14 protein-coding genes are annotated in these 20,002 nt (G+C 57.2%); 2 read left to right on the forward strand and 12 right to left on the reverse strand.

All coding sequences use genetic code 11. The features are described from left to right. Window positions 1-17: 17 nt before the first annotated feature. From recD to rppH, 12 genes are all read right to left on the reverse strand, one after another. Window positions 18-1,856 (reverse strand): exodeoxyribonuclease V subunit alpha, encoded by a 1,839-nt coding sequence (gene recD / locus DEU53_RS18120; protein ID WP_110867958.1) that lies wholly within the window; start codon window positions 1,854-1,856, stop codon window positions 18-20. Next, complete coding sequence (recB, locus tag DEU53_RS18125; RefSeq protein ID WP_110867959.1) at window positions 1,853-5,392, reverse strand: exodeoxyribonuclease V subunit beta; 3,540 nt, start codon at window positions 5,390-5,392, stop codon at window positions 1,853-1,855. The genes recD and recB overlap by 4 nt, the downstream gene beginning before the upstream one ends. Then, window positions 5,389-8,286: a pitrilysin gene (gene ptrA, locus DEU53_RS18130; protein WP_110867960.1), complete on the reverse strand. Its 2,898-nt coding sequence runs from the start codon at window positions 8,284-8,286 to the stop codon at window positions 5,389-5,391. The genes recB and ptrA overlap by 4 nt, the downstream gene beginning before the upstream one ends. Before the next feature lie 107 nt (window positions 8,287-8,393). After that, a complete protein-coding gene (gene recC, locus DEU53_RS18135) occupies window positions 8,394-11,774 on the reverse strand; it encodes an exodeoxyribonuclease V subunit gamma (RefSeq protein WP_110867961.1) in 3,381 nt (1,126 codons plus the stop codon). Window positions 11,775-11,843: 69 nt separating this feature from the next. Then, a complete protein-coding gene (locus DEU53_RS18140; RefSeq protein ID WP_110867962.1) occupies window positions 11,844-12,185 on the reverse strand; it encodes a prepilin-type N-terminal cleavage/methylation domain-containing protein in 342 nt (113 codons plus the stop codon). Continuing rightward, window positions 12,118-12,540 (reverse strand): DUF2509 family protein, encoded by a 423-nt coding sequence (locus tag DEU53_RS18145; protein WP_110867963.1) that lies wholly within the window; start codon window positions 12,538-12,540, stop codon window positions 12,118-12,120. The genes DEU53_RS18140 and DEU53_RS18145 overlap by 68 nt, the downstream gene beginning before the upstream one ends. After that, entirely contained in the window at window positions 12,537-13,076 is a 540-nt protein-coding gene (locus tag DEU53_RS18150) for a prepilin peptidase-dependent protein (protein WP_110867964.1), read from the reverse strand. The genes DEU53_RS18145 and DEU53_RS18150 overlap by 4 nt, the downstream gene beginning before the upstream one ends. Further along, window positions 13,067-13,537, reverse strand: a complete 471-nt coding sequence (locus DEU53_RS18155; RefSeq protein WP_110868038.1) for a prepilin-type N-terminal cleavage/methylation domain-containing protein — start codon at window positions 13,535-13,537, stop codon at window positions 13,067-13,069. Before DEU53_RS18155 ends, DEU53_RS18150 begins: the two co-directional genes overlap by 10 nt. A gap of 177 nt (window positions 13,538-13,714) precedes the next feature. Next, complete coding sequence (gene thyA / locus DEU53_RS18160) at window positions 13,715-14,509, reverse strand: thymidylate synthase (RefSeq protein ID WP_110867965.1); 795 nt, start codon at window positions 14,507-14,509, stop codon at window positions 13,715-13,717. After that, complete coding sequence (gene lgt, locus DEU53_RS18165; protein WP_008109262.1) at window positions 14,506-15,387, reverse strand: prolipoprotein diacylglyceryl transferase; 882 nt, start codon at window positions 15,385-15,387, stop codon at window positions 14,506-14,508. Before lgt ends, thyA begins: the two co-directional genes overlap by 4 nt. A 94-nt stretch (window positions 15,388-15,481) precedes the next feature. Further along, complete coding sequence (gene ptsP / locus DEU53_RS18170) at window positions 15,482-17,728, reverse strand: phosphoenolpyruvate--protein phosphotransferase (protein ID WP_110867966.1); 2,247 nt, start codon at window positions 17,726-17,728, stop codon at window positions 15,482-15,484. Window positions 17,729-17,740: 12 nt separating this feature from the next. Then, window positions 17,741-18,268: an RNA pyrophosphohydrolase gene (gene rppH, locus DEU53_RS18175; RefSeq protein ID WP_007890933.1), complete on the reverse strand. Its 528-nt coding sequence runs from the start codon at window positions 18,266-18,268 to the stop codon at window positions 17,741-17,743. A 682-nt stretch (window positions 18,269-18,950) separates the two neighbouring features. Here rppH and mutH point away from each other — a divergent pair. Both mutH and DEU53_RS18185 read left to right on the forward strand, forming a co-directional pair. Further along, a complete protein-coding gene (gene mutH, locus DEU53_RS18180; protein ID WP_110867967.1) occupies window positions 18,951-19,637 on the forward strand; it encodes a DNA mismatch repair endonuclease MutH in 687 nt (228 codons plus the stop codon). 104 nt (window positions 19,638-19,741) lie between these two features. Further along, window positions 19,742-19,960, forward strand: coding sequence for a YgdI/YgdR family lipoprotein (locus DEU53_RS18185; protein WP_101761992.1), 219 nt, complete (start codon window positions 19,742-19,744; stop codon window positions 19,958-19,960). The last annotated feature ends 42 nt before the right edge of the window (window positions 19,961-20,002 follow it).

Genomic DNA, 20,002 nt, shown 5'->3' on the forward strand with positions numbered 1-20,002 from the left:
GCGGAATCGATACTTAATTACTCCCCGCTCAACCGCTTCAGTAATCCGCTGCGTCGCTGGGTACGCAACTGCACGGCACGACGGAACACGCCGTCATCGCTGTACAACGTCAGCTGCTTACGCGCGCGGGTAATCGCGGTATAAATCAGCTCGCGCGTTAACACCGGCAGGAACTGCGCCGGCATCACCAACGCCGTGTGGTCAAACTCCGAACCCTGCGATTTATGCACCGTCATCGCCCACGCGGTATCGTGCGTTGGCAATCGGCTCGGTTGCACCGCCTTGATGCTGCCATCCGGCAATGGGAAGAACACCTTCAGCAGGCCTTCCTCATCAAACAGCGTAATGCCGATATCGCCGTTAAACAGGCCCAATGCGCTGTCGTTACGCGTCACCATCACCGGACGTCCCTGATACCAGCGACTGCCGCCGGTTGGACGACGAATCAGCTGCAGCTGCATCAGCTTCTGCTCAATACGCTGATTCAATCCCTGCACGCCAAACGGCCCTTCACGCAGTGCGCACAGCAGCTGATATCCGCCAAACGCCGCGATAATCTCAGCAGGATCAGCGCGTTGGCGAATGAGTGTCAGGAACGGCTGATAACCGGCCGCAATCTCCATCAGCATCGCCTGGTACGCATCCGCATCCTGCAAAGGTTGACGGGTGATATCGCTGAAACCAGCCTTGAATGCGGCTTCAACCGCCTTTGCATCACCGGCGTTAACCGCTGCGGCCAGTTGGCCAATGCCGGAGTTGGCGTCAAAGCGGTAGCTTTTACGCAGCAGGCAAATCGCGTCGCGTACCGCGGGAGCGCGGATGTCATCAATGCCTGCCACCTGGCTGCCGGTGAGCTCGCTCAGCTGCGCAGCACGCATCGGGCTGTAACCGGCTTCGGCACAGCGACAGATGTCACCGAGCACCGCGCCCGCTTCCACCGATGCCAGCTGATCGCGATCGCCGAGGAACACCACGCGCGCCTGCGCTGGCAATGCGGCAATCAAATTCGCCATCATGCTGAGATCGACCATTGAGGCTTCATCCACCACCAGCACATCCAGATGCAGCGGATTGCCGGCGTGATAGCGCAGGCGCTGCGTTTCCGGCTGCGCGCCTAACAAGCGGTGCAGCGTGGTGGCATCGGCCGGAAAGCGCAGCCGCTCCGCCTCGCTCACCGGCAACTTTTGCAGCGCCTTGCCCAGCGATTCGGTGAGACGCGCCGCCGCTTTGCCGGTTGGTGCAGCCAACTGAATACGTAACGCGCCTTCACTAAGACGGATCAGTGCCGCCAGCAGTTTTGCCACCGTGGTGGTTTTTCCGGTTCCGGGACCGCCCGAGATCACCGCAGTTTTCTGCGTCAGCGCCACCGCAGCCGCAATCTTCTGCCAGTTATCCGGCTCGCTGCCAAACAGCTGATCCAGCACTTCCCTGACCCGTTCAGGCGCAAAAGGCTGTGCTGTTGACTGTGACTGAAAGAAGCGTGCCACCTGCCCTTCGTTGTGCCAAAGGCGATGCAGATAGAGACGATCTTCGCTCAGCACGATGGGTGCCGCTTGCTCGCTGCTACTCAGCGCCGACCAGCCGGCTAAAATTGCCGGCCAATCCTGCGGTTCGCCTGCCGCTTGCCAGATGGCCTGGGCCAGCTCCGCATGACGCCCTTTAAACAGGTTGTCGCGGCTCAGCTGTGATAACGGCAAACAGACATGCCCATCTCCCGCTTCCGCGCTCAGGCAGGCCGCCAGCAGCAAACGCGCCGGTTGATCATCATCAGCCAGCAGTTGAGCGAACTGGACATCCAGCGAACGCAGCAAACGCAGCTCAGCCGCCTGTGCTAAAAGCGCGGTCATACCGCTCATGCTGTCGCTCCCGGCCCGCGAAACAGGCTATCCAGTTGTGAAATGAAGTCGAAGGTGGGACGGGTATGAAACACGCCGTTGTCTGGCGAGCTGCCGTCCATGCCACGCAGGAAGAGATAAAATACGCCGCCGAAATGCTGCTCATAATCGTAATCCGGCACGCGATGTTGTAAATAGCGGTGCAGCGCCAGCGTATAGAGCTGGTACTGCAAATCGTAGCGGTGGTCGATCATCGCCTGCGCCATTGCCTGCGGCGTATAAGCTTCATGGCTGTCACCGAGCCAGTTGGATTTATAATCCAGCAGGTAATATTTGCCCTGCCAGCGGAACACCAAATCGATAAAGCCTTTCAGCATGCCCTGCACCTGACGGAAATCGAGCGGCGGAGCCTGCGCCGATAACGCATCCTGAGCAATCAACGCGCTCAGTTCACGCGCGGTCAGCACATTGTCAATTGGCAGATAGAATGCCATCTCCACCAAACGATCGCTGCTTTGCACCTGCGCCAGATGAATACCCTGCGCGTTAAGCGGCGTGCTCAATACACGCCTGATCCACGTACTGAGCATCGGCTGCCAGTGCAGCGGATAGCCGTTTTGCTGCAGATGTTGCGCCAGCGTCTCCTCGGAAGGCGGCTGCGGGAAATCCAGCGATTCGAACAGCTCATGCAAAAACGTTCCCGGCGCAGCACCGCGCGGGAAGTGATGGGGCGTGAGCGCCGCTTCCCCTTCCTCTTCCCGATCCTCTTCGCCGGCTGCTTCCACATCGAAATTCGGCATCACCTCAAGCAGACGGTGAGAACTGTGCTGCTGCAAACCGGAATAACTGGTGACGCGCCACGGGTCGGCCAGCACGCGCGTTACGCTTCGCGCCCCCAACTCGCTATCGGCGACCGCCTCAACCTGCCAGCGCTCGGCTTGCATATCTTCAGCCAGCACCACCTCGGTGCCCGCCGCGTCCATGTTATGCAGCAACGCGCCGAGCTGTTCGGCTGTTGCCGCTACACCGCGCTGCAACAGAAAACCGAGCGCGCTTTTATGCAAATCGCTCTCGCCCTCTTTCTTACGCGTGCCGCGAAACAGCGGTGCCACGCCGACGCTGCAGTGATAGATCGAACGGGTCAACGCCACGTAGAGCAGGCGCAAATCCTCCGCCAGACGCTCCTGTTCGGCCAGCGCCAGGCTCTCTTCATCGGCTTGCAGATCCAGGACCGCGTTAAAGCTCTCACGATCGTGATAAAGCGCGGTATCCGCCTCGCGAAAACCGGCGGCGAATGGCAGCCACACTAACGGATATTGCAGCCCTTTAGATTTGTGGATGGTGACAATCTGCACCAGATGACGATCGCTCTCCAGACGCAGTTGCTGGCTGGCAGACTGGCTATCCGGGCGGGCGATCTGCTGTGCCAGATGACGCACCAGCGCGTGTGGGCTATCCAGCTGCGCAGCCGCTTCCTGCAGCAGTTCGCCGAGATGCAGTAAATCCGTCAGACGACGCTCGCCGTTCTCCGATGCCAGTAGATTTTCCGCCAGCTGGCGCTCCAGCATCATCTCGCGCAGCATCGGCAAGACGCCACGCTGCTGCCACACCAGCTGCCAGCGGGCAAAGGTATCCACCAGTTCATCCCAGCCGCGCGCGTCCTGATCCAGCGCATCCAGCTGCGAGGCATCAAAGGCAAAGAGCGAGGTTGCCAGCGCGGTACGCAGCATACGCTCCTGCTCCGGTGCCAGTACCGCCTGCAACAGCCATAACAGCTCTCGCGCTTCCGGCGTGGTGTAAACGCTGTCGCGATTCGACAGGTAAACCGACGGAATACCGAGCAGATTGAGCGCTTCGCGAATCAGGTTAGCTTCGTTACGGCTGCGCACTAACACTGTGATGTCAGAGGCTTGTACCGGCCGCAAATTGGGCGCTTTGCCCAGCATCGCGCGCTGCTGCTGCCCGGCCTGCAACCAGCGACTGATATCGGCCGCACACTGCTGCGCCATACGTTGTTGATAATCTCCAACGCTGCAGCCTTCACCCGGCTGCAGCCAGAAGCGTAACGCCGCTTGCTCAACCTGATCGATACTGAGCGACAGTTGCTGGTTGGGAGGCGCAAACTGCACCGGCTGGAACGGGATCTCAGCGAACAGGAAGGGCGCGTCGAGGCGCGCAAATAGATGGTTAACGCTGTTGACCATCGCAGGCGACGAGCGCCAGTTGGTATCCAGCGTGTAATGCGCACTGACTTCACTGCGCGCGCGGATATAGGTAAAAATATCCGCGCCACGAAAGGCGTAAATCGCCTGTTTGGGATCGCCAATCAACAGCAGCGCATGCGCTGGCTGATTGATATAAAGCGTGCGGAAAATACGGTATTGCAGCGGATCGGTATCCTGGAACTCATCAATCAACGCCACCGGGAAACGCTGGCGAATCGCCTGAGCCAGTTGCTCACCGCTCGGCTGCTGCAGTGCTTCGTCGAGGCGGCTCAGCAGGTCATCAAAACCCAACAGTGCCTGCTGACGTTTCTCTTTGCGCACCGCAGCGCGCACCTCTACCAGCGCACGCGCAATCACCAGATCGCGCAGCGACAGCGGCTGAGCAAGGAAAGTGTCGATGGCGTCAAACACACTGTGATGCGGCGGATTGCCCTTTTTGGTCTTCTCTTCAAGCATGCGCTGACCGAAGCGCGCCAGTTCGGCGGGCACCTGATAATCACGCGTTTCGCTCTGCGCCCAAAAGCTGACTTTATTGACCCAAACCGGCAAATTCTTGCTGCTGTAGCTGCGCTTATCCACGTCAGATTGCCCCACCAGCGTCAGCACTTCGTCACCCACCGCCAGCCATTGCGCTTTCATCGCGGCGATACGCGCCAGGTTTTCGCTGTGGCGCGAAGCCAGGGTTTCACTGTCGGCAGGCGGCAGACGCAGGCTGGGCGATTCGCCCTGCAACCACGGACGCAAGGTGGAAAGCAACTGCTCCGGGCCGCTCCATTCGCTGACAATCACTCGCGCGACATCCAGCGTCAGCGGATAGCAGTGACGACGCCAGAAATCGGCAGTCGCCTGGCGCAGCAGCAGCTGTTCATCCTCAATCAGCTGCTGTTCAAACAGCATGCCGGACTCAAAGGCGTTGAGATTCAGCATGCGCTGGCAGAAGCCGTGGATGGTGAAGATGGCGGCTTCATCCATCTGTCGTTCAGCGGCCAGCAGCAGCGAAGCCGCATCGGCGGGCTGTGGAATCTCCTGCAGCAGCTGCATCAGCATCGGGTTGCCGCTGACGCCGCGCAGGCAGGCCAGCCGCAGCTCGTGAATGTTGGCGCGTATACGCCCGCGCAGTTCAGCGGTCGCGGCCTCGGTAAAGGTCACGACCAGAATCTCTTCTACCGACAACGGGCGCGAATAATCATGTTGTCCGCCCAATCCCAGTAGCAGCCTTAGATAGAGCAGGCCGATGGTGAAGGTTTTGCCGGTGCCGGCTGAGGCCTCAATCAGACGCTCACCGCGCAGCGGCAGCGTCAGAGGATTGAGCGATTCAGGTAGCAGACTCATTGGGCATCACTCTTCACGGGCAACGACTGCTGCAGCTTCTGGACCTCATCCCATGTGGTCCAGCCCGGCAGCTGGGCGTAGTCATCTTTGGTCGCGCCATCATGGCTGCCACCGATCTGCGAAATCATCGCCATGCCTTGCTGCGCTAAAACCGCCTGATGGAAGAAGTCGGCCAGGCCGGCTGGCGTCAGTTGCTGAATTTGCTCAATCGCTTTTTCACGCGTATCGAAGGCAAAGTTCTGACGTTTAAAGTCACGGTTAAAGCGGTTCGCCTCTTCATCCAGCGTTTGCGGACGCTGCTTCATATCGTTGATCAGCGCCTGCTGATACTGGGCGAAATCTTCCGCTTTCATGCTGCGCAGACGCTGTTCAGCCTGCGGATAAAACGCCTGGAAGCGTTGCAGTAAAAACGCTGGCTGCTTGCTGTTACTTTGCAGCAGGAAACCGATGCCCCACTGGCGTCCGATCGGCATCTGGTAAGCAAACACCGCATAGCCGAGTTGCTCTTCGGTGCGCAACTGGTTGTAGAACCAGGGTTGAACGATCTGGCTCAGCATGGTGCTGTTGGCCATGCTTTGATATTCGCTGTAGCCCAACGGCACATAAAGCGCGGCCAGCGCCGAATCAGTGCTGCTGCCGGCTTTCTGCAGATTGGCCTTCATCGCTTTATCCACCGCCACATAATCACTGTGCCAGTAGCCGTGACCATCGCTGTGCAACTGTTGCTGCAGCTCATCGCCGAGCTGTTTCACGCGCTCTGCAGAGAGATTGCCCACCACCATCATCTCCGGGGTTGCATGATGAATCAGCGCATCGCGGTAATCGGTGACCTGTTTCAGCGTGATGTCTTTCACCAGATTGCGGCGCGTTTCACGTTGGGTGTAAGGCAGCTGCGACAACATCTGCATCGGCTGAATCGCCTGCTCAAACGCTTTGCCCTTCTCAGCCGCTTCCAGTCGATCCAGATACCAGGATTTGGCCTGTTCCAGCTGCTGCTGGTCCGGCGTAAAGGTGGCGTAACCCTCCACCAGCTTCTTCAGCAATTCCGGCAGACGTTGGGTAAACCCGCTGGCGCTAAACACGATGCCATCATCTTCCCCGGTGGAGAAACTGATGCCGCCAACCGAAGCCTGCGAATTCAATTCATCCAGCGCCAGGCTGGAGAGATAGTCATTCAACCCAAACAGCACCTGCTGGCGCGCGTCGCTGATCGCCGATTTATTGCGCAGCGCTAAGGTAATAGCGGCTTTCGGTTCGCTGGCAAACTGCTGACTTGGCATCCAGTAAATACGCATGCTGTCGCCATTGGTCAGTGCGACCGGATGATCGTAGGTTTTGCCATCGGAGGGGATAAGGGCGAAATCCGACGGAATGTAGGGATTCAGCGTGGGCATCGACAGCTGGAGCTGCGCGGCACGTTGCTGCCAGTCGCTAATTTGGGCGTCGCTGATTTTGTCCACCTGATAGGGCGCATTCACAAAGTAGGCTTCTTTGTTATGCGGCTCCTGCGGACTGATGTACCAGATGCGCGCGTTCTGCGGCGTCATTTCGGCGAGACGCGTTTTGATTGCCGCGGGATCGAACTGATCGGCCAGATAAGGCGCATCCAGCGTGTGCTCAACCGGCACCCGCAGCATGGTATCCACCAGCCACTCGATGTAATCCATATCACGGGTAATTGATGGGTAGCGGAAATCCAGCGCCAGCACGTGGGAGACTTCATCGAAGTATTCTTTACTGATGCCTTTGGTGCGCAGCATATCAAGGTAGTTGAACACCGCAGCCACCACTTCATCGCGCTGCGCCAGACCTTTGTCGGTTAACGACACGCTGATAGCGAAGACGCCGCTGTTGCGCTCGGTCATCGGGTCTGCACCGGCGCTGACGCCATCCGCCAGCCCTTGCTTTTGCAGCCAGTCGTTGAGGGTGTTTTTGCTGCGATTGCCCAGAATGTAGCTGATCAGCGTATCGGTTTTACTGCGGAACTGGCCGCTGTTGTTCGGGATGCGGAACTCAATTTTCAACTGCTTGCGCGGCTGTGCGGGCACGTAATGGATAATGATGCCCTTCTGCGCGTCGGTCACTACCGGCACGTCAATCTCTGGCACCGTCGTTTGATGATTAGCCACACGACCAAAGGTTTTTGCCGCAATGTCGGCCATCTCTGGCAGCGGTTTGTTGCTGTAAATCACCGCCTTCATCAGATTGGCGGAGTAGTGGCTGTGATAAAAATCGGTCAGCGCCTGATGCAATTTGCTGTCCGGCTTGTCACTCAACGTATCAAGGTTGCCACCGGAATAGCGCGAGCCGGGATGCGCAGGGTTGAGAGTTTCTGCACCCACCTGTGCCATACGCAAGCCATCGCGTGAGCGAGCCATGGTCAGTTCTGCGTTAACCGCATGGCGCTCACGATCGGCATTAACCGGATCGAGCAGCGGTTCAGCAATCGCATCGGCCAGACGATCAACTGCGGGCTGCAACGCGCTGTTTTCCACTTCCAGATAGAACGCCGTGCGATACGACGCGGTGCTGGCATTGTGGCTGCCACCATTTTTTTTCAGGAATTCGGCGAGATTATCAGGCTGCGGATAACGCTTTGAGCCCATTAACACCATGTGTTCGAGATAGTGCGCCAGACCCAGCTGCTGATTAGGATCATCCAGCGAACCGATCGGTAAGGTCAGCGCCGCCAGCGATTTAGGCGCTTCGGCATCCGAGACCAGCAGCACGGTCATACCGTTGTTTAACGTAATCGCCTGATAACGGCGTGGATCGTGATCGCTTTTACGAATGGTGTCATTGATGGGTTGCCAGCCGCGATCGGTATCGGCAAAGACATTCAGCGCTAACGTGCTCAGCAGCAGCGCTCCAATCCAGCGTGCGTAAATCCGCATTTAAACCCCTTACATTACCCTTTTCCGCTGGCTGTGTGCCCAGCGGTGAAATAGACAAACTTTCTTATCGTGTCAGGAACAACCTCAAACGAGGCCGTATCCCCTTGCTATTCATCATTTTGATGCGCCAGGCGCACCGGCAAATACCATTGGCGTGCGGCGGCAGTAATCGCCTGCACGGCATCATCGTCCAAAGACCGACTCAGGCGTTGCAGATAGGGATCGCTGCCCTCGCCTTCCACCTGGAAACCACCCTGCCAGGCTTGCAGTAATTTGTTAAGTGCCTTTTTCTGCGTGGCTTCGTCTTCCAGCAACTGCTGCGACTTGCTATCAAAGCTCGCTTCCAGCCAGGCTCCGCCGGATTTATTCAGCAGCATCAGCGGCTCGACTAATCCAGCCTGGTAACCCGCAACATACGCATGCAGAAACGACAGCGCCTGTTCAGCAGGCAGCGCCGCGAAGCGCCAGTGACTCTGTTTACGGCCGTACATGCGGCTTTCACCGCTGCCGCCCAACGCGCAATACACCAGATGTTCCAGCCATAGCAGCAGACCATCGTTCATGTTCAGCACGCCCGGACGCCAGCGCAGCAGGCCATCAGCTTGCACCTGCGTCAGCCAGCCGGTCAATTGCACTGCGCCGATCGTCAGATTGATTTCCCAACTTTCAGCGGGCTGGCGTTGACCACTCACCTCGGCGGCCACTTCCTGCATCTCTTCGGTTTGGCTCTGCCAGAAAAGTTCCCCGAACGCGCCATAAGGCAGATTGCCAGCGGCGCGGTGACGCGCATACAGCTGCGCCGGATCGTCACCGTTGACCAACGTATTCAGCAATTGCGCGTTGATTTGGTAGCGTTCCAGGCTGTCAGGCGCGAACGGTTCGCTGTCGGGCAGCTCGCTCTCTTCCATCCAGAAAGCCACCCCCAAGCGTTGCTGGAACCAGGCGCGTACCGGATGGCGCCAGAAACGCAGCAGTTGCTCCAGCGACAAGGTTTCTATCGGTGCAGGCAGCAAGGGCTGCACAAAATCCGGCTGTGCCACGCCGCTGCCGGTGGCTGCGGGCAACCACTCCGCAGCAAAGCTTTGCCCGTGAGCGCCCGGCTGGAAGTTCTCTGCGGCAAACGGCATGCGGCTATGCAGCTTTTGCAGATGTTCACGCACGCGCTGCTCGCTGATATCAGGTTCGAGCGCTTCATCACCCGGCAGACGGAAGCTTTGCCCCAGGTAATCCACCAGCTCGCTCACTAATACCGATGGATAGCGCTCCGTGTTGTCCTGAATCGCCCGGCCGATGTAACTGATATAGAGCTGCTGCTGCGCCGAAATCAGCGCTTCGAGGAACAGATAGCGGTCATCATCGCGGCGGCTACGGTCGCCTTTGCGCATCTGTTGCTGCATCAGGTCGAAACCCAGCGGCGCTAAAGTGCGCGGATAGACGCCATCGTTCATGCCCAGCAAACACACCACTTTGAAGGGAATCGAACGCATCGGCATCAGCGTACAGAAGTTGATGGGACCGGCGAGGAAACGCTGGCTGATACGCTGTTGATCGAGGCGTGAACGCAGCTCATCACGCAGCAGCGTAACCGGAATCGGCTGTTGATACGCCGCCTGCATGCCCTGCTCGATAATCTGTTTCCACTGCGTTTCCACCAGCAGCAGCGCGGCTTCACTTTCGGCGTCTCCGCTAAAGAAGCACTCAATCAGCTCACGACACAGCGGCTGCCACTCCGCTAACGTGCGCTCTTCTGCCAGACGCGCACGCCACTCTTCGAGTCGCGATAGCAGTTCAGCCAGATGCCCCGCCAGCTCAGCGATCAAACCGCTGGATTCGTCATACGGCAGGATCCCTTGCCAGTCGCCGTTGCGGCTCTCCAGCGCATAGCCGAGCAGCATACGCTGCAGGCCGAAGCGCCAGGTGTGTTGTCCGGTTACCGGCAGCGCCAGCGCTTCCACGCTGGCATCGTCCAGTCCCCAGCGAATGCCGGATTCCATCACCCAGCGGCGCAGCAGGCGCAGCCCGCTTTCATCCACCGAGAAGCGCTGCGCTAATGCGGGAACCTCAAGCAGCGCCAGCACATCTTCGGAGGCAAAGCGACTTTCAGGCAGAGACAGCAAGCTGAGCAGCGCCAGAATTGCCGGGTGCGCCTGACTGGCGCGGCGGTCGGAGATGGCGAACGGCAAATAGCGTTCGCTCGGCGCGCTGGCAAAAGCGGCCTGAATAAAAGGGGCGTAGCTGTCGATATCCGCCACCATCACGATGATGTCGCGTGGTTTGAGTTCGGGATGGGCTTCCATCAGCGTGAGCAGATGATCCTGCAGCACTTCAACTTCACGCTGTGCGCTGTGGCACACCTGCAGAGTGATCGAGCGATCTTCAGGATCAAGCAGCCGTTTTTCGGCGCTGTTCGCCAGCTCACCGGCGTTGAGGCCAATGATCGCTTTATCGTCCAGATTGAGCAGATCCGCTTGCACGCTGTGCAGCAGATTGTCTTGAGGCATCTCGACGAAGGCATCAATGTCGTTGGCGGCGGATTCCATCTGGCTCAGCAGATACAGGTTATCGCGCCCCAGCTTGCCCCATGACGCCAGCAGCGGATTGGTCAGCTGCTGCTCGCCAATATCGTTAAACAATGCTGACGCGCTAGCCGGATCGCGGAACAGCGGCTGCAGCTCATCCGACTGGATGCGGCGGCGCTGGCGGCTTTGCAGCTTCGCCAAAAAGGCATAATCCTGAATGTCGCCCCAATAGTGACGGCAGGGATTGGTGAACAGCAGATGGATATCAATGTGACGGCCCAGCGCTTCCAACGCCTGCAAATAAACCGGCGGCAGCGCGGAGATACCGCAAATAAACACGCGCTGCGGCAAGCCCGGCGGCGGCATTTGCGCCTGTTCCAGCTTTTGGATAAAGCGCGCATAGAGGTTAGCGCGATGCCACATCGGCTGACCCAGGCTTTCGGTAAAGTTAACCAGATCGCACCACAGCAGCGCCTGCCACTGCTGCGATTCGCCTAAGCCATCAATCCGTTCACCGCGCTCCCAGCTGTTGAGCCAGTCCGAGCGATACACCAGATATTGGTCAAACAGATCGGCAACACGGGCGCTGAGCTGATACAGCTTGCGCTTGTCGTCGTCATCATTGAGGTAGTGACGCAGCGGCTGGAAAGCGTCCTGCTCCAGCAAAGTTGGCAAGCGATGCATCAGCTTCCAGCTCATGCTGGCCTTGGTGAAGGCGCTCTCTTCAGGAATATCGGGCAGCACCTTAACGAACATGTTCCAGATGAAGCTCGCAGGCAGCGGGAAATCAATGTTGGCGGCAATGCCGAAACTGTTAGCCAGTTCCATTTGCAGCCACTGCGCCATGCCTGGGCTTTGTACCAGCACCTGTTCAGCCGCCAGCGGATCGGTCAGCGGTTGATTTTCAATCAGAATACCTGCCAGATTTTTCAACAGATCAAGCTGATTAGAGTGATAGACCCGGAACATATTTCTCCTAAACACAAGACAACAACGCAGCCGAGCCACTCTACCGTTTATCACCTGCGATGCCTACCGCTAGTGGCAATTGAGCTGCGCCAGTGAGGCGGAACGCTGCTGTGGCCCCGTAACCGTAACGCGCTCCAGCGTGCAGCCGCCCGCCAGACTCTGCTGCTGGCGCTGACTCTGCCATCCCTCAACGTCACGGCCAAGCAGCGCCTGGCCGGCAACGCGCCACGCCTGACGCTGCTGCCACTGCTGGCTAAACCCCAGCGCCAGCGCGCGATGATATTGCAGCAATGTGCTGATGGTCATCGCCAGCAACAGCATCGCCACCAGCGTTTCCGCCAGGCTAAAGCCCTGCTGCTTCTGGCTGGCACAGCGCCGGCTGCGACAGCGGGCAGTAATCGATCCAGCCATGCGCTTGCGGCTGGGGTTGCGTGTTGGGGATGGATACCCAACGATAGAGCCACAGCGCGCGCCCTTCTCCATGTCCCGATAACAACGCATTGTCATCCTCCATTCGTAGCAGGCAGCTTTGCCACTGTTCTGCTGTCCATTGCTGACATTGCCAGCCGGTGGCCTGCGGCCAGTTTTGCACGCTGCCCCACGTTAACGCCGCCTGCGCCTGCCAGAAATCCTGACTGTGCAGCTGCTCATCAGCCACTAACACCATGCCTTGCGAGAGCTGCGTTCGCGTGGCGTGTAGCGTCAATCCGCCCATCAGTAACATCATCAGCACCATGCCCAGCGTGCTATTGCCGCGCTGCTTCACAGATTGATTCCTTCTATCCAGCTTGCCAGCTCTACGCTTTGGCTGTTAGCGTGTCCCGCCAGTTGCAGCACCAGACGCGATCCCTGCCGTTCAAGCTTGAAGGCATCGATGGTGAGAAACGCCGGATCGGAGAGTTTCTCCCAGCCGCTGCTGTTGCACTCATCCACGCCACGCTGCATTTCAAGCTGTCCGCTGCGCAGCCGATAGCCGTAATAGTCACTTTCGCTGTGGCCCACGCCTTCCCAGCGCCCGTTGCTGTTCTCATCCCAGCGCAGTAAAACGCAGCTGCCGCTGGCGGCAATCGTTAGCGCCGAACCGCTGCACTGGCCGTGGCAATAGCCGGCTCGGCGCAGCGCTTTTTGCAGCGTATTGGCGATCTGCTGCAGCTCCTGCTGTAACTGCACGCGCTGTTGCAGGCGCAGATTCTGCTCCAGCAGCAGCGGTAAAAATCGCCCGACGCTGATCATCAGCACCGCGCCAATCGCCATGGCAATCAGCATCTCCAGCAGGCTGAATCCGAGTTGCGCTATTCGCATCCTTTCTCTCCCGGCTGACAGGCACGGATGCGCGCTCTGGCGGAGATAATTAAGCGCCAGCGTCCCGCCGCACTGGCGAGATCGATGCTGCCAGGACGCGCGACATCACGCCGACCGTAAAAACCGACGTCACCATTGATGCCGACAAGGCGCACGCTGTCGTGCGGCGGTTTAAATAACCAGCGCGAGGGCAGTGCGCAGCCTTCTGCAGGTTTAGGTCCCGCCCCAAGACAGCCGTTTTCACCGCTCTGTACCCACAGCGTGAGATCGCGGTTGTGCCAGTTAGCATGGGCGCGCAAGCGCAGAAGAAATCCCTGCAGTTGCAGTACGCTGTCGCGCAGCTGTTGATATTGCTGCCAGCGCTGCCAACCCTGCAGCGCGCCGACGCTAAGTATGCCGGCGATCACCATCACCAATAACAGTTCGGGCAAAGTGAAACCGTGGATATCGTTTCTGTTCATGGCGGGTAATGTGCCCAGCAACATGAAGTTCAACAAGGGAGAGAAATCGACGTTGGGAAACGTTGCTCAGGAAATCGAGGAGAGGTGCAGAGAGATACAGCGTTTTGTGAGACAGATTCAGGATTAAAGTGCGATTTGGGCGTGGTCGCCATGAATGGCGACCTTGCGGGAGTGGCGTTAAATGGCGACGGGCGCTTTAATGGCTGGATGCGGATCGTAACCTTCAATCTCGAAATCATCGAACTGATAATCAAAGATAGAGGACGGTTTACGCTTGATTACCAGCTTCGGCAACGGACGCGGCTCACGCGTTAATTGCAGGCGCGCCTGCTCTAAATGGTTGCTGTACAGATGCGTATCGCCACCGGTCCAGACAAAATCGCCCACTTCAAGATCGCACTGCTGCGCCACCATATGCACCAGCAGCGCGTAGCTGGCGATGTTGAATGGCAGACCAAGGAAGATATCGCATGAGCGCTGATAGAGCTGGCAAGAGAGCTTGCCGTTGGCCACGTAGAACTGGAAGAAGGCGTGGCAAGGCGCCAGAGCCATGTGATCCAGCTCGCCCACGTTCCATGCCGAGACAATGATGCGGCGCGAATCGGGGTCACGCTTCAGCTGCTCAATCACTTTACTGATTTGATCAATCTCTTCACCCGAGGCGCTGCCCCAGCTGCGCCACTGCTTGCCGTAGACCGGGCCAAGATCGCCGTTCTCATCGGCCCATTCGTCCCAGATGGTGACCTTGTTCTCTTTCAGGTAACCGATGTTGGTCTCACCTTTCAGGAACCACAACAGCTCATGAATGATCGAGCGCAGGTGCACTTTCTTGGTGGTGACCAGCGGAAAACCGTCCTGCAAATTGAAACGCATCTGGTGGCCAAAGATGGAGAGCGTGCCGGTGCCGGTACGGTCGGCCTTTTCTGCGCCTTCATTCAGCACATGTTGCATTAGGTCCAGATACTGTTTCATTTTACCTCACGAGTTTGTTGCTGCGGGCGACGACGATACGCCCAGATCATCATAATTACCCCGGCCAGAATCATTGGGATCGACAGAATCTGTCCCATGCTGACGCCGCCTTCAAACAGACCAAGCTGCGCATCCGGCTGACGGAAGAACTCCACGATGATGCGGAATGCGCCGTAGCCAATCAGGAACAGGCCCGAGACGCTGCCCATGGGGCGCGGCTTGCGAATAAACAGGTTGAGAATGATGAACAGCACGATGCCTTCGAGGCACAGCTCATACAGCTGCGACGCGTGACGCGGCAGCACGCCGTAGGTGTTCAACAATTCCTGGTACTGCGGATTATTGGCTGCCAGCGCGATGTCTTCGCTGCGTGAACCGGGGAACAACATCGCGTATTTGAAATCGGGCGCCACGCGGCCCCACAGTTCGCCGTTGATGAAGTTACCGAGACGACCGGCCCCCAAACCAAACGGGATCAGCGGTGCAATGAAATCCGCTACCTGGAAGAACGTGCGCTTGGTACGGCGTGCGAAAATCAGCATCACCACAATCACACCAATCAGGCCGCCGTGGAACGACATGCCGCCATCCCAGACCTTAAACAGATACAGCGGATTCTCAAGGAACAACGGCAGGTTGTAGAACAACACATAGCCGATACGTCCACCGAGGAATACGCCGAGGAAGCCCGCATACAGCAGGTTTTCCACTTCCTCTTTTTTCCAGCCGCTGCCAGGTTTGTTGGCGCGTCGCGTCGCCAGCCACATAGCAAATACAAAGCCCACCAGATACATCAAGCCGTACCAGTGAAGCGAAACCGGTCCGATAGAGAAAATTACCGGATCGAATTGGGGAAACGAAATGTAGCCGTCAGTCATCTTTCACCATCATTTTTCTGCCCTGAAACGGGACAATAAAAGGCTGCGCATCATAGCACAGCCACTTTTTTTACAGGTCGTGAAGTTGTAACCGTTAACGCCCGCCGCGAATCAAACCGCCTAAACCACGGCGCTCCATAAAGGTGGAGACCAGATGGCGCACTTCCGAGGCGGTATGCGCGGCCAGTCCATGCTCGCTGAGCTTCTGCGCCTCTTCAAAATCGAGATGGCGCAGCAGATATTTTACCCGCGGCACGTTCTTGCCGTTCATGCTGAGATGGTGATATCCCATGCCCACTAACAGCGCGACACACATTGGATCGCCAGCCATTTCACCACACAAGCAGAGCTCCAGCTTGGCCTGGCGGGCTTCGCTGGCAATCGTGTGCAGCGCCCGCAGCATCGCCGGATGCAGCGAATCATACAGGTTCGCCACGCGCGTGTTGTTGCGATCAACCGCCAGCAGATATTGCGTCAAATCGTTGGTGCCGACGGAGACAAAATCGACGCGATCCGCCAGATGCGGGATCATAAACAACATCGACGGTACTTCAATCATGATGCCAATGCGCGGCTTGGGAATCACATAGCCGAGCATCTCTTCCACTTCGCGGCCAGCGCGATCGATCAGACGACGCGCATCATCGATCTCATCGATATGGCTGATCATCGGCAGCAGAATGCTCAGGTTACCGGAGGCCACGTTGGCACGCAGCATGGCGCGCACCTGCACCAGGAAGATTTCCGGCTGATCGAGCGTTAAGCGAATGCCACGCCAGCCAAGGCACGGATTCTCTTCGCTGATCGGCATATACGGCAGCTGTTTATCCGCGCCGACATCCAGCGTACGCAGCGTCACCGGTTTGTCGTAAAACAGCTGCAGCATGCCCTGATACTGCGCCACCTGCTCCTCTTCGGACGGGAAGCCGTTGTGCAGCATGAACGGTATTTCAGTACGATACAGGCCAATGCCATCCACCCAGTTATCCAGCGCCTGCTCGTGTTCCGGGCTGAGGCCGGCATTCAGCATCACCTGAACGCGCTCACCGCTTTTCAGCTCACCGGGCTGCTCGACCACGCCTTCGGCCATTTTGCTCAGCGCGTTCTCTTCGCTGATTAAACGCTGATACTCCTGCACCAGCACCGGTTCCGGATCGATCAGCACTTCGCCGCGATAACCATCAACAATCAGCAAGCGTTTGTTAAGCTGCGCTGGCAGAATATCCGCGCCCATCACGGTGGGAATACCCATCGCGCGCGTCAAAATCGCCGCATGCGAGTTGGCGGCACCGTCGCGCACCACCACGCCCGCCAGACGCTCCTGCGGCAATTCAGCCAGCGTGGTGGCGGTGAGTTCATCCGCGACTAACACGAAGCGTTCCGGCCAGGCATTGGTGCCGACCAGCGAATCATCGAGGTGGAACAGCAGACGTTGACCGAGCACGCGCAGATCGCCAGCGCGCTCGCGTAAATATTGATCCTGCAAATTGGCGAACTGCTCGGCGAACTTCTCGATCACCGTTTTAACCGCCCACTCCGCTACCGATCCGCGCTCGATCTCATCAAACAGATCCTTTTTCAGCCGCGCATCGGTAAGCAGGTGCGAATAGAGATCGAAGATCGCCGCGCTCTCTTTCTGCACGCTGGCAGCAAAGCGTTTACTGAAGCGGCGGAATTCGTTGCCGGCCTCGCCCATCGCCAGCACCAGGCGCTCGCGCTCGCGCTGCACGTCAAGCGTGGACGCAGCGGAAACCTGATCGAGCAGCGGCTGAGTTTCATCCACCCAACCCGGCGCGACCGCCACACCCGGCGCAGCGGCAATCGCTTTTACCCGCGTCTGACGGAATTGACCAAACAGTTGACCGAGCTGCGACTGCGACAGCAATCCCGCCATTTGCGTGGCGAGCGTGACGAGGAATGACTCTTCGCTTTCATCAAACTGACGGTGTTCGCGCTGCTGGATAACCAACACGCCAAGCAGCTGGCGGCGGCTGATAATCGGCACGCCGAGGAAGGAGCGATAACGCTCCTCTTTAACGGAAGGAATGTATTTGAAGCTGGGATGGCTTTGCGCGTCGGCGAGGTTGATCGGCTCGGCTAAGCGTCCAACGAGGCCAACAATGCCTTCGTCAAACGCCAGCGTGACCGTACGACCACGCGGCTTTTTTAGCCCGCGTGTCGCCATCAGGTAGTAGCAACGACGATCGTGATCGGCGAGATAAACCGAGCAAACCTCGGTTTCCATCGCAAGGCAAATTTCGTTTACCAGAATGTCGAGTGCTTCATTCAGACGTGGAGCACTCGCCACTTTCTCTACTATTTCGCGTAACTGAGTGAGCATAAAGGGCGTGGCCTATCCTCTTTTACGTCGTTGGGCGGCGTTATTACGCTGCCCCGCACTCTCCTGCATAGACATCACTACGCCCGCGAATTCTTTCATTACGCGGCGATATACATCGCGCTTGAAAGAGACCACCTGACGTACCGGATACCAGAAGCTAACCCAGCGCCAACCATCAAACTCGGGCGTGCTGCTGTGCTGCACATTGATTTCCGCGTCACTGCACATCAACTGCAGAAGAAACCACTTTTGTTTCTGGCCGATACACACCGGCTTTGTGTCCCAACGCACCAAACGTTTTGGCAACTTGTAGCGTAACCAGTTTCGGGTTGAAGCAAGTATTCGAACATCTTTGCGGTGTAAACCCACTTCTTCGAACAGCTCGCGATACATCGCCTGTTCAGCAGTTTCACCCGGATTGATGCCTCCCTGAGGAAATTGCCAGGAGTGCTGTCCAAAGCGCCTGGCCCACAACACTTGTCCTTGCCTGTTACAGATTACGATACCAACATTCGGGCGGTAGCCATCATCATCGATCACTGGACTACCTCAAAGCTAAATTTGAATAGCCTGATTGTTTCACACTCCTTACAGGCGGTAAACCACTGGATAGCGGGCCGCAGGCGGAATAAAAACAGGATAACTCACAGAGATTAGCCAAGTTATAAACAGAGAGGCCCATTTATCGGCGATCTTATTCACCTTTTCTGTGGATAGCTTTGTGCAGAACACGGGAATGAATTGAATAACCTCTTCGGATAAATCTCATTACCCAACATAGCAACACTCAAAAAAATCATCATATTCATTGAGATATAACTTATTAACCGTTAAATCATTACCAGGATCCGTAGTTATACTCCGCTCAGTTTTTTCGATCGGTTAAAGATCCATCACCGACGTTTTTATCCACAGAGAATGCCCTAAACCTGGTCAAAGAAAGGAAAAAAAGCGTTCAAAACGCGAAAGTCAAGGCTGTAAATGGAAACAGGGGTATGGCCAAAAGGGTGTTACCCCACTTTTCTGTGGATAACCAGGTTCAACACCTGTTCATTGTCGATAACAAGCTGGGATAACCGGGCCATATCACTGGATCGTCCCATTCTATTGAAATAAAAAAGCATGCTGAATCATGCTATTATCACCTTTATTCAACTAACTGCCATGTGGACAAACCCGGCTCGCGTTTACTGTTCACTATTTAACCAATGTAGGTTTTAGCATGCACTTCTCACCGTTATTGCCATCGCCACCTGAAAACGAAGCGGAATTACTGCAGCGCGCACAGCAGCTGGCGGGACAGACCTTTGCCGCGCTGGCGGCGCAGATTAACCTGCCGATTCCGGCAGATTTGAAACGCGACAAAGGCTGGGTTGGCATGCTGTTAGAGCTGCATTTGGGTGCCAGCGCTGGCAGCAAAGCCGAGCAGGATTTCGCCCATCTCGGCATTGAGCTGAAAACGATTCCGGTAGATGCGCAGGGCAAACCGCTGGAGACCACCTTCGTGTGCGTCGCGCCGTTAACCGGTAATAGCGGCGTAACCTGGCAAACCAGCCATGTGCGGCACAAACTGGCGCGGGTGCTGTGGATCCCGATCGAAGGCGATCGTGCTTTGCCGCTGGCCGAGCGCCGCGTCGGTTCGCCGCTGCTATGGCATCCGAGTGCAGAAGAGGAGCAACAGCTGCGCGAAGACTGGGAAGAGTTGATGGACATGATTGTGCTCGGTCAGGTGGAGCGCATCACCGCACGGCACGGTGCCTGGCTGCAAATCCGCCCTAAAGCCGCCAACAGCAAAGCGTTGACCGAAGCGATTGGCGAACACGGCGAGCCGATCATGACGCTGCCGCGCGGCTTTTATCTGAAGAAGAGCTTCACCGGTCCGCTTTTGGCGCGACATTTTTTACTGTAAATGCATATTGCTGCCGATAATTTTAGGAATGATGCGATTACTCCTAACGACGAAAGCATTTATTACTACACTTTTGCTGTTGAAGTCGCGAGAAGGAGATAAGAATGAAAGGGTTGGTGAGTGCAGTAGGTTTAACCTTGGTGACGCTGTTATTAAGTGGTTGTAGCAGTGATTACGTCATGGCGACCAAAGATGGCCGCATGATCATGACAGATGGCAAACCCGCCATCGATAAAGAGACCGGATTGGTGCAGTACACCGATGAGCAAGGCCATCAGATGCAGATCAATGGTGACGAGGTTTCAACCATCATTGAGCGTTAAGTGCCAAATTGCCCTGCCTGCACGCGTTTTCCCCTTGTGCAG

It is taken from the genome of Pantoea sp. AG1095 (assembly GCF_003208415.1).
Classification (GTDB): Bacteria; Pseudomonadota; Gammaproteobacteria; order Enterobacterales; family Enterobacteriaceae; genus Pantoea; species Pantoea leporis.

Bases quoted from the DNA above. Each gene is read 5' to 3' on its own strand.
- recD (WP_110867958.1), bottom strand. From the start codon at position 1,856: ATGAGCGGTATGACCGCGCTTTTAGCACAGGCGGCTGAGCTGCGTTTG.
- recB (WP_110867959.1), bottom strand. From the start codon at position 5,392: ATGAGTCTGCTACCTGAATCGCTCAATCCTCTGACGCTGCCGCTGCGC.
- ptrA (WP_110867960.1), bottom strand. From the start codon at position 8,286: ATGCGGATTTACGCACGCTGGATTGGAGCGCTGCTGCTGAGCACGTTA.
- recC (WP_110867961.1), bottom strand. From the start codon at position 11,774: ATGTTCCGGGTCTATCACTCTAATCAGCTTGATCTGTTGAAAAATCTG.
- DEU53_RS18140 (WP_110867962.1), bottom strand. From the start codon at position 12,185: ATGGCTGGATCGATTACTGCCCGCTGTCGCAGCCGGCGCTGTGCCAGC.
- DEU53_RS18150 (WP_110867964.1), bottom strand. From the start codon at position 13,076: ATGCGAATAGCGCAACTCGGATTCAGCCTGCTGGAGATGCTGATTGCC.
- DEU53_RS18155 (WP_110868038.1), bottom strand. From the start codon at position 13,537: ATGAACAGAAACGATATCCACGGTTTCACTTTGCCCGAACTGTTATTG.
- thyA (WP_110867965.1), bottom strand. From the start codon at position 14,509: ATGAAACAGTATCTGGACCTAATGCAACATGTGCTGAATGAAGGCGCA.
- lgt (WP_008109262.1), bottom strand. From the start codon at position 15,387: ATGACTGACGGCTACATTTCGTTTCCCCAATTCGATCCGGTAATTTTC.
- ptsP (WP_110867966.1), bottom strand. From the start codon at position 17,728: ATGCTCACTCAGTTACGCGAAATAGTAGAGAAAGTGGCGAGTGCTCCA.
- mutH (WP_110867967.1), top strand. From the start codon at position 18,951: ATGCACTTCTCACCGTTATTGCCATCGCCACCTGAAAACGAAGCGGAA.
- DEU53_RS18185 (WP_101761992.1), top strand. From the start codon at position 19,742: ATGAAAGGGTTGGTGAGTGCAGTAGGTTTAACCTTGGTGACGCTGTTA.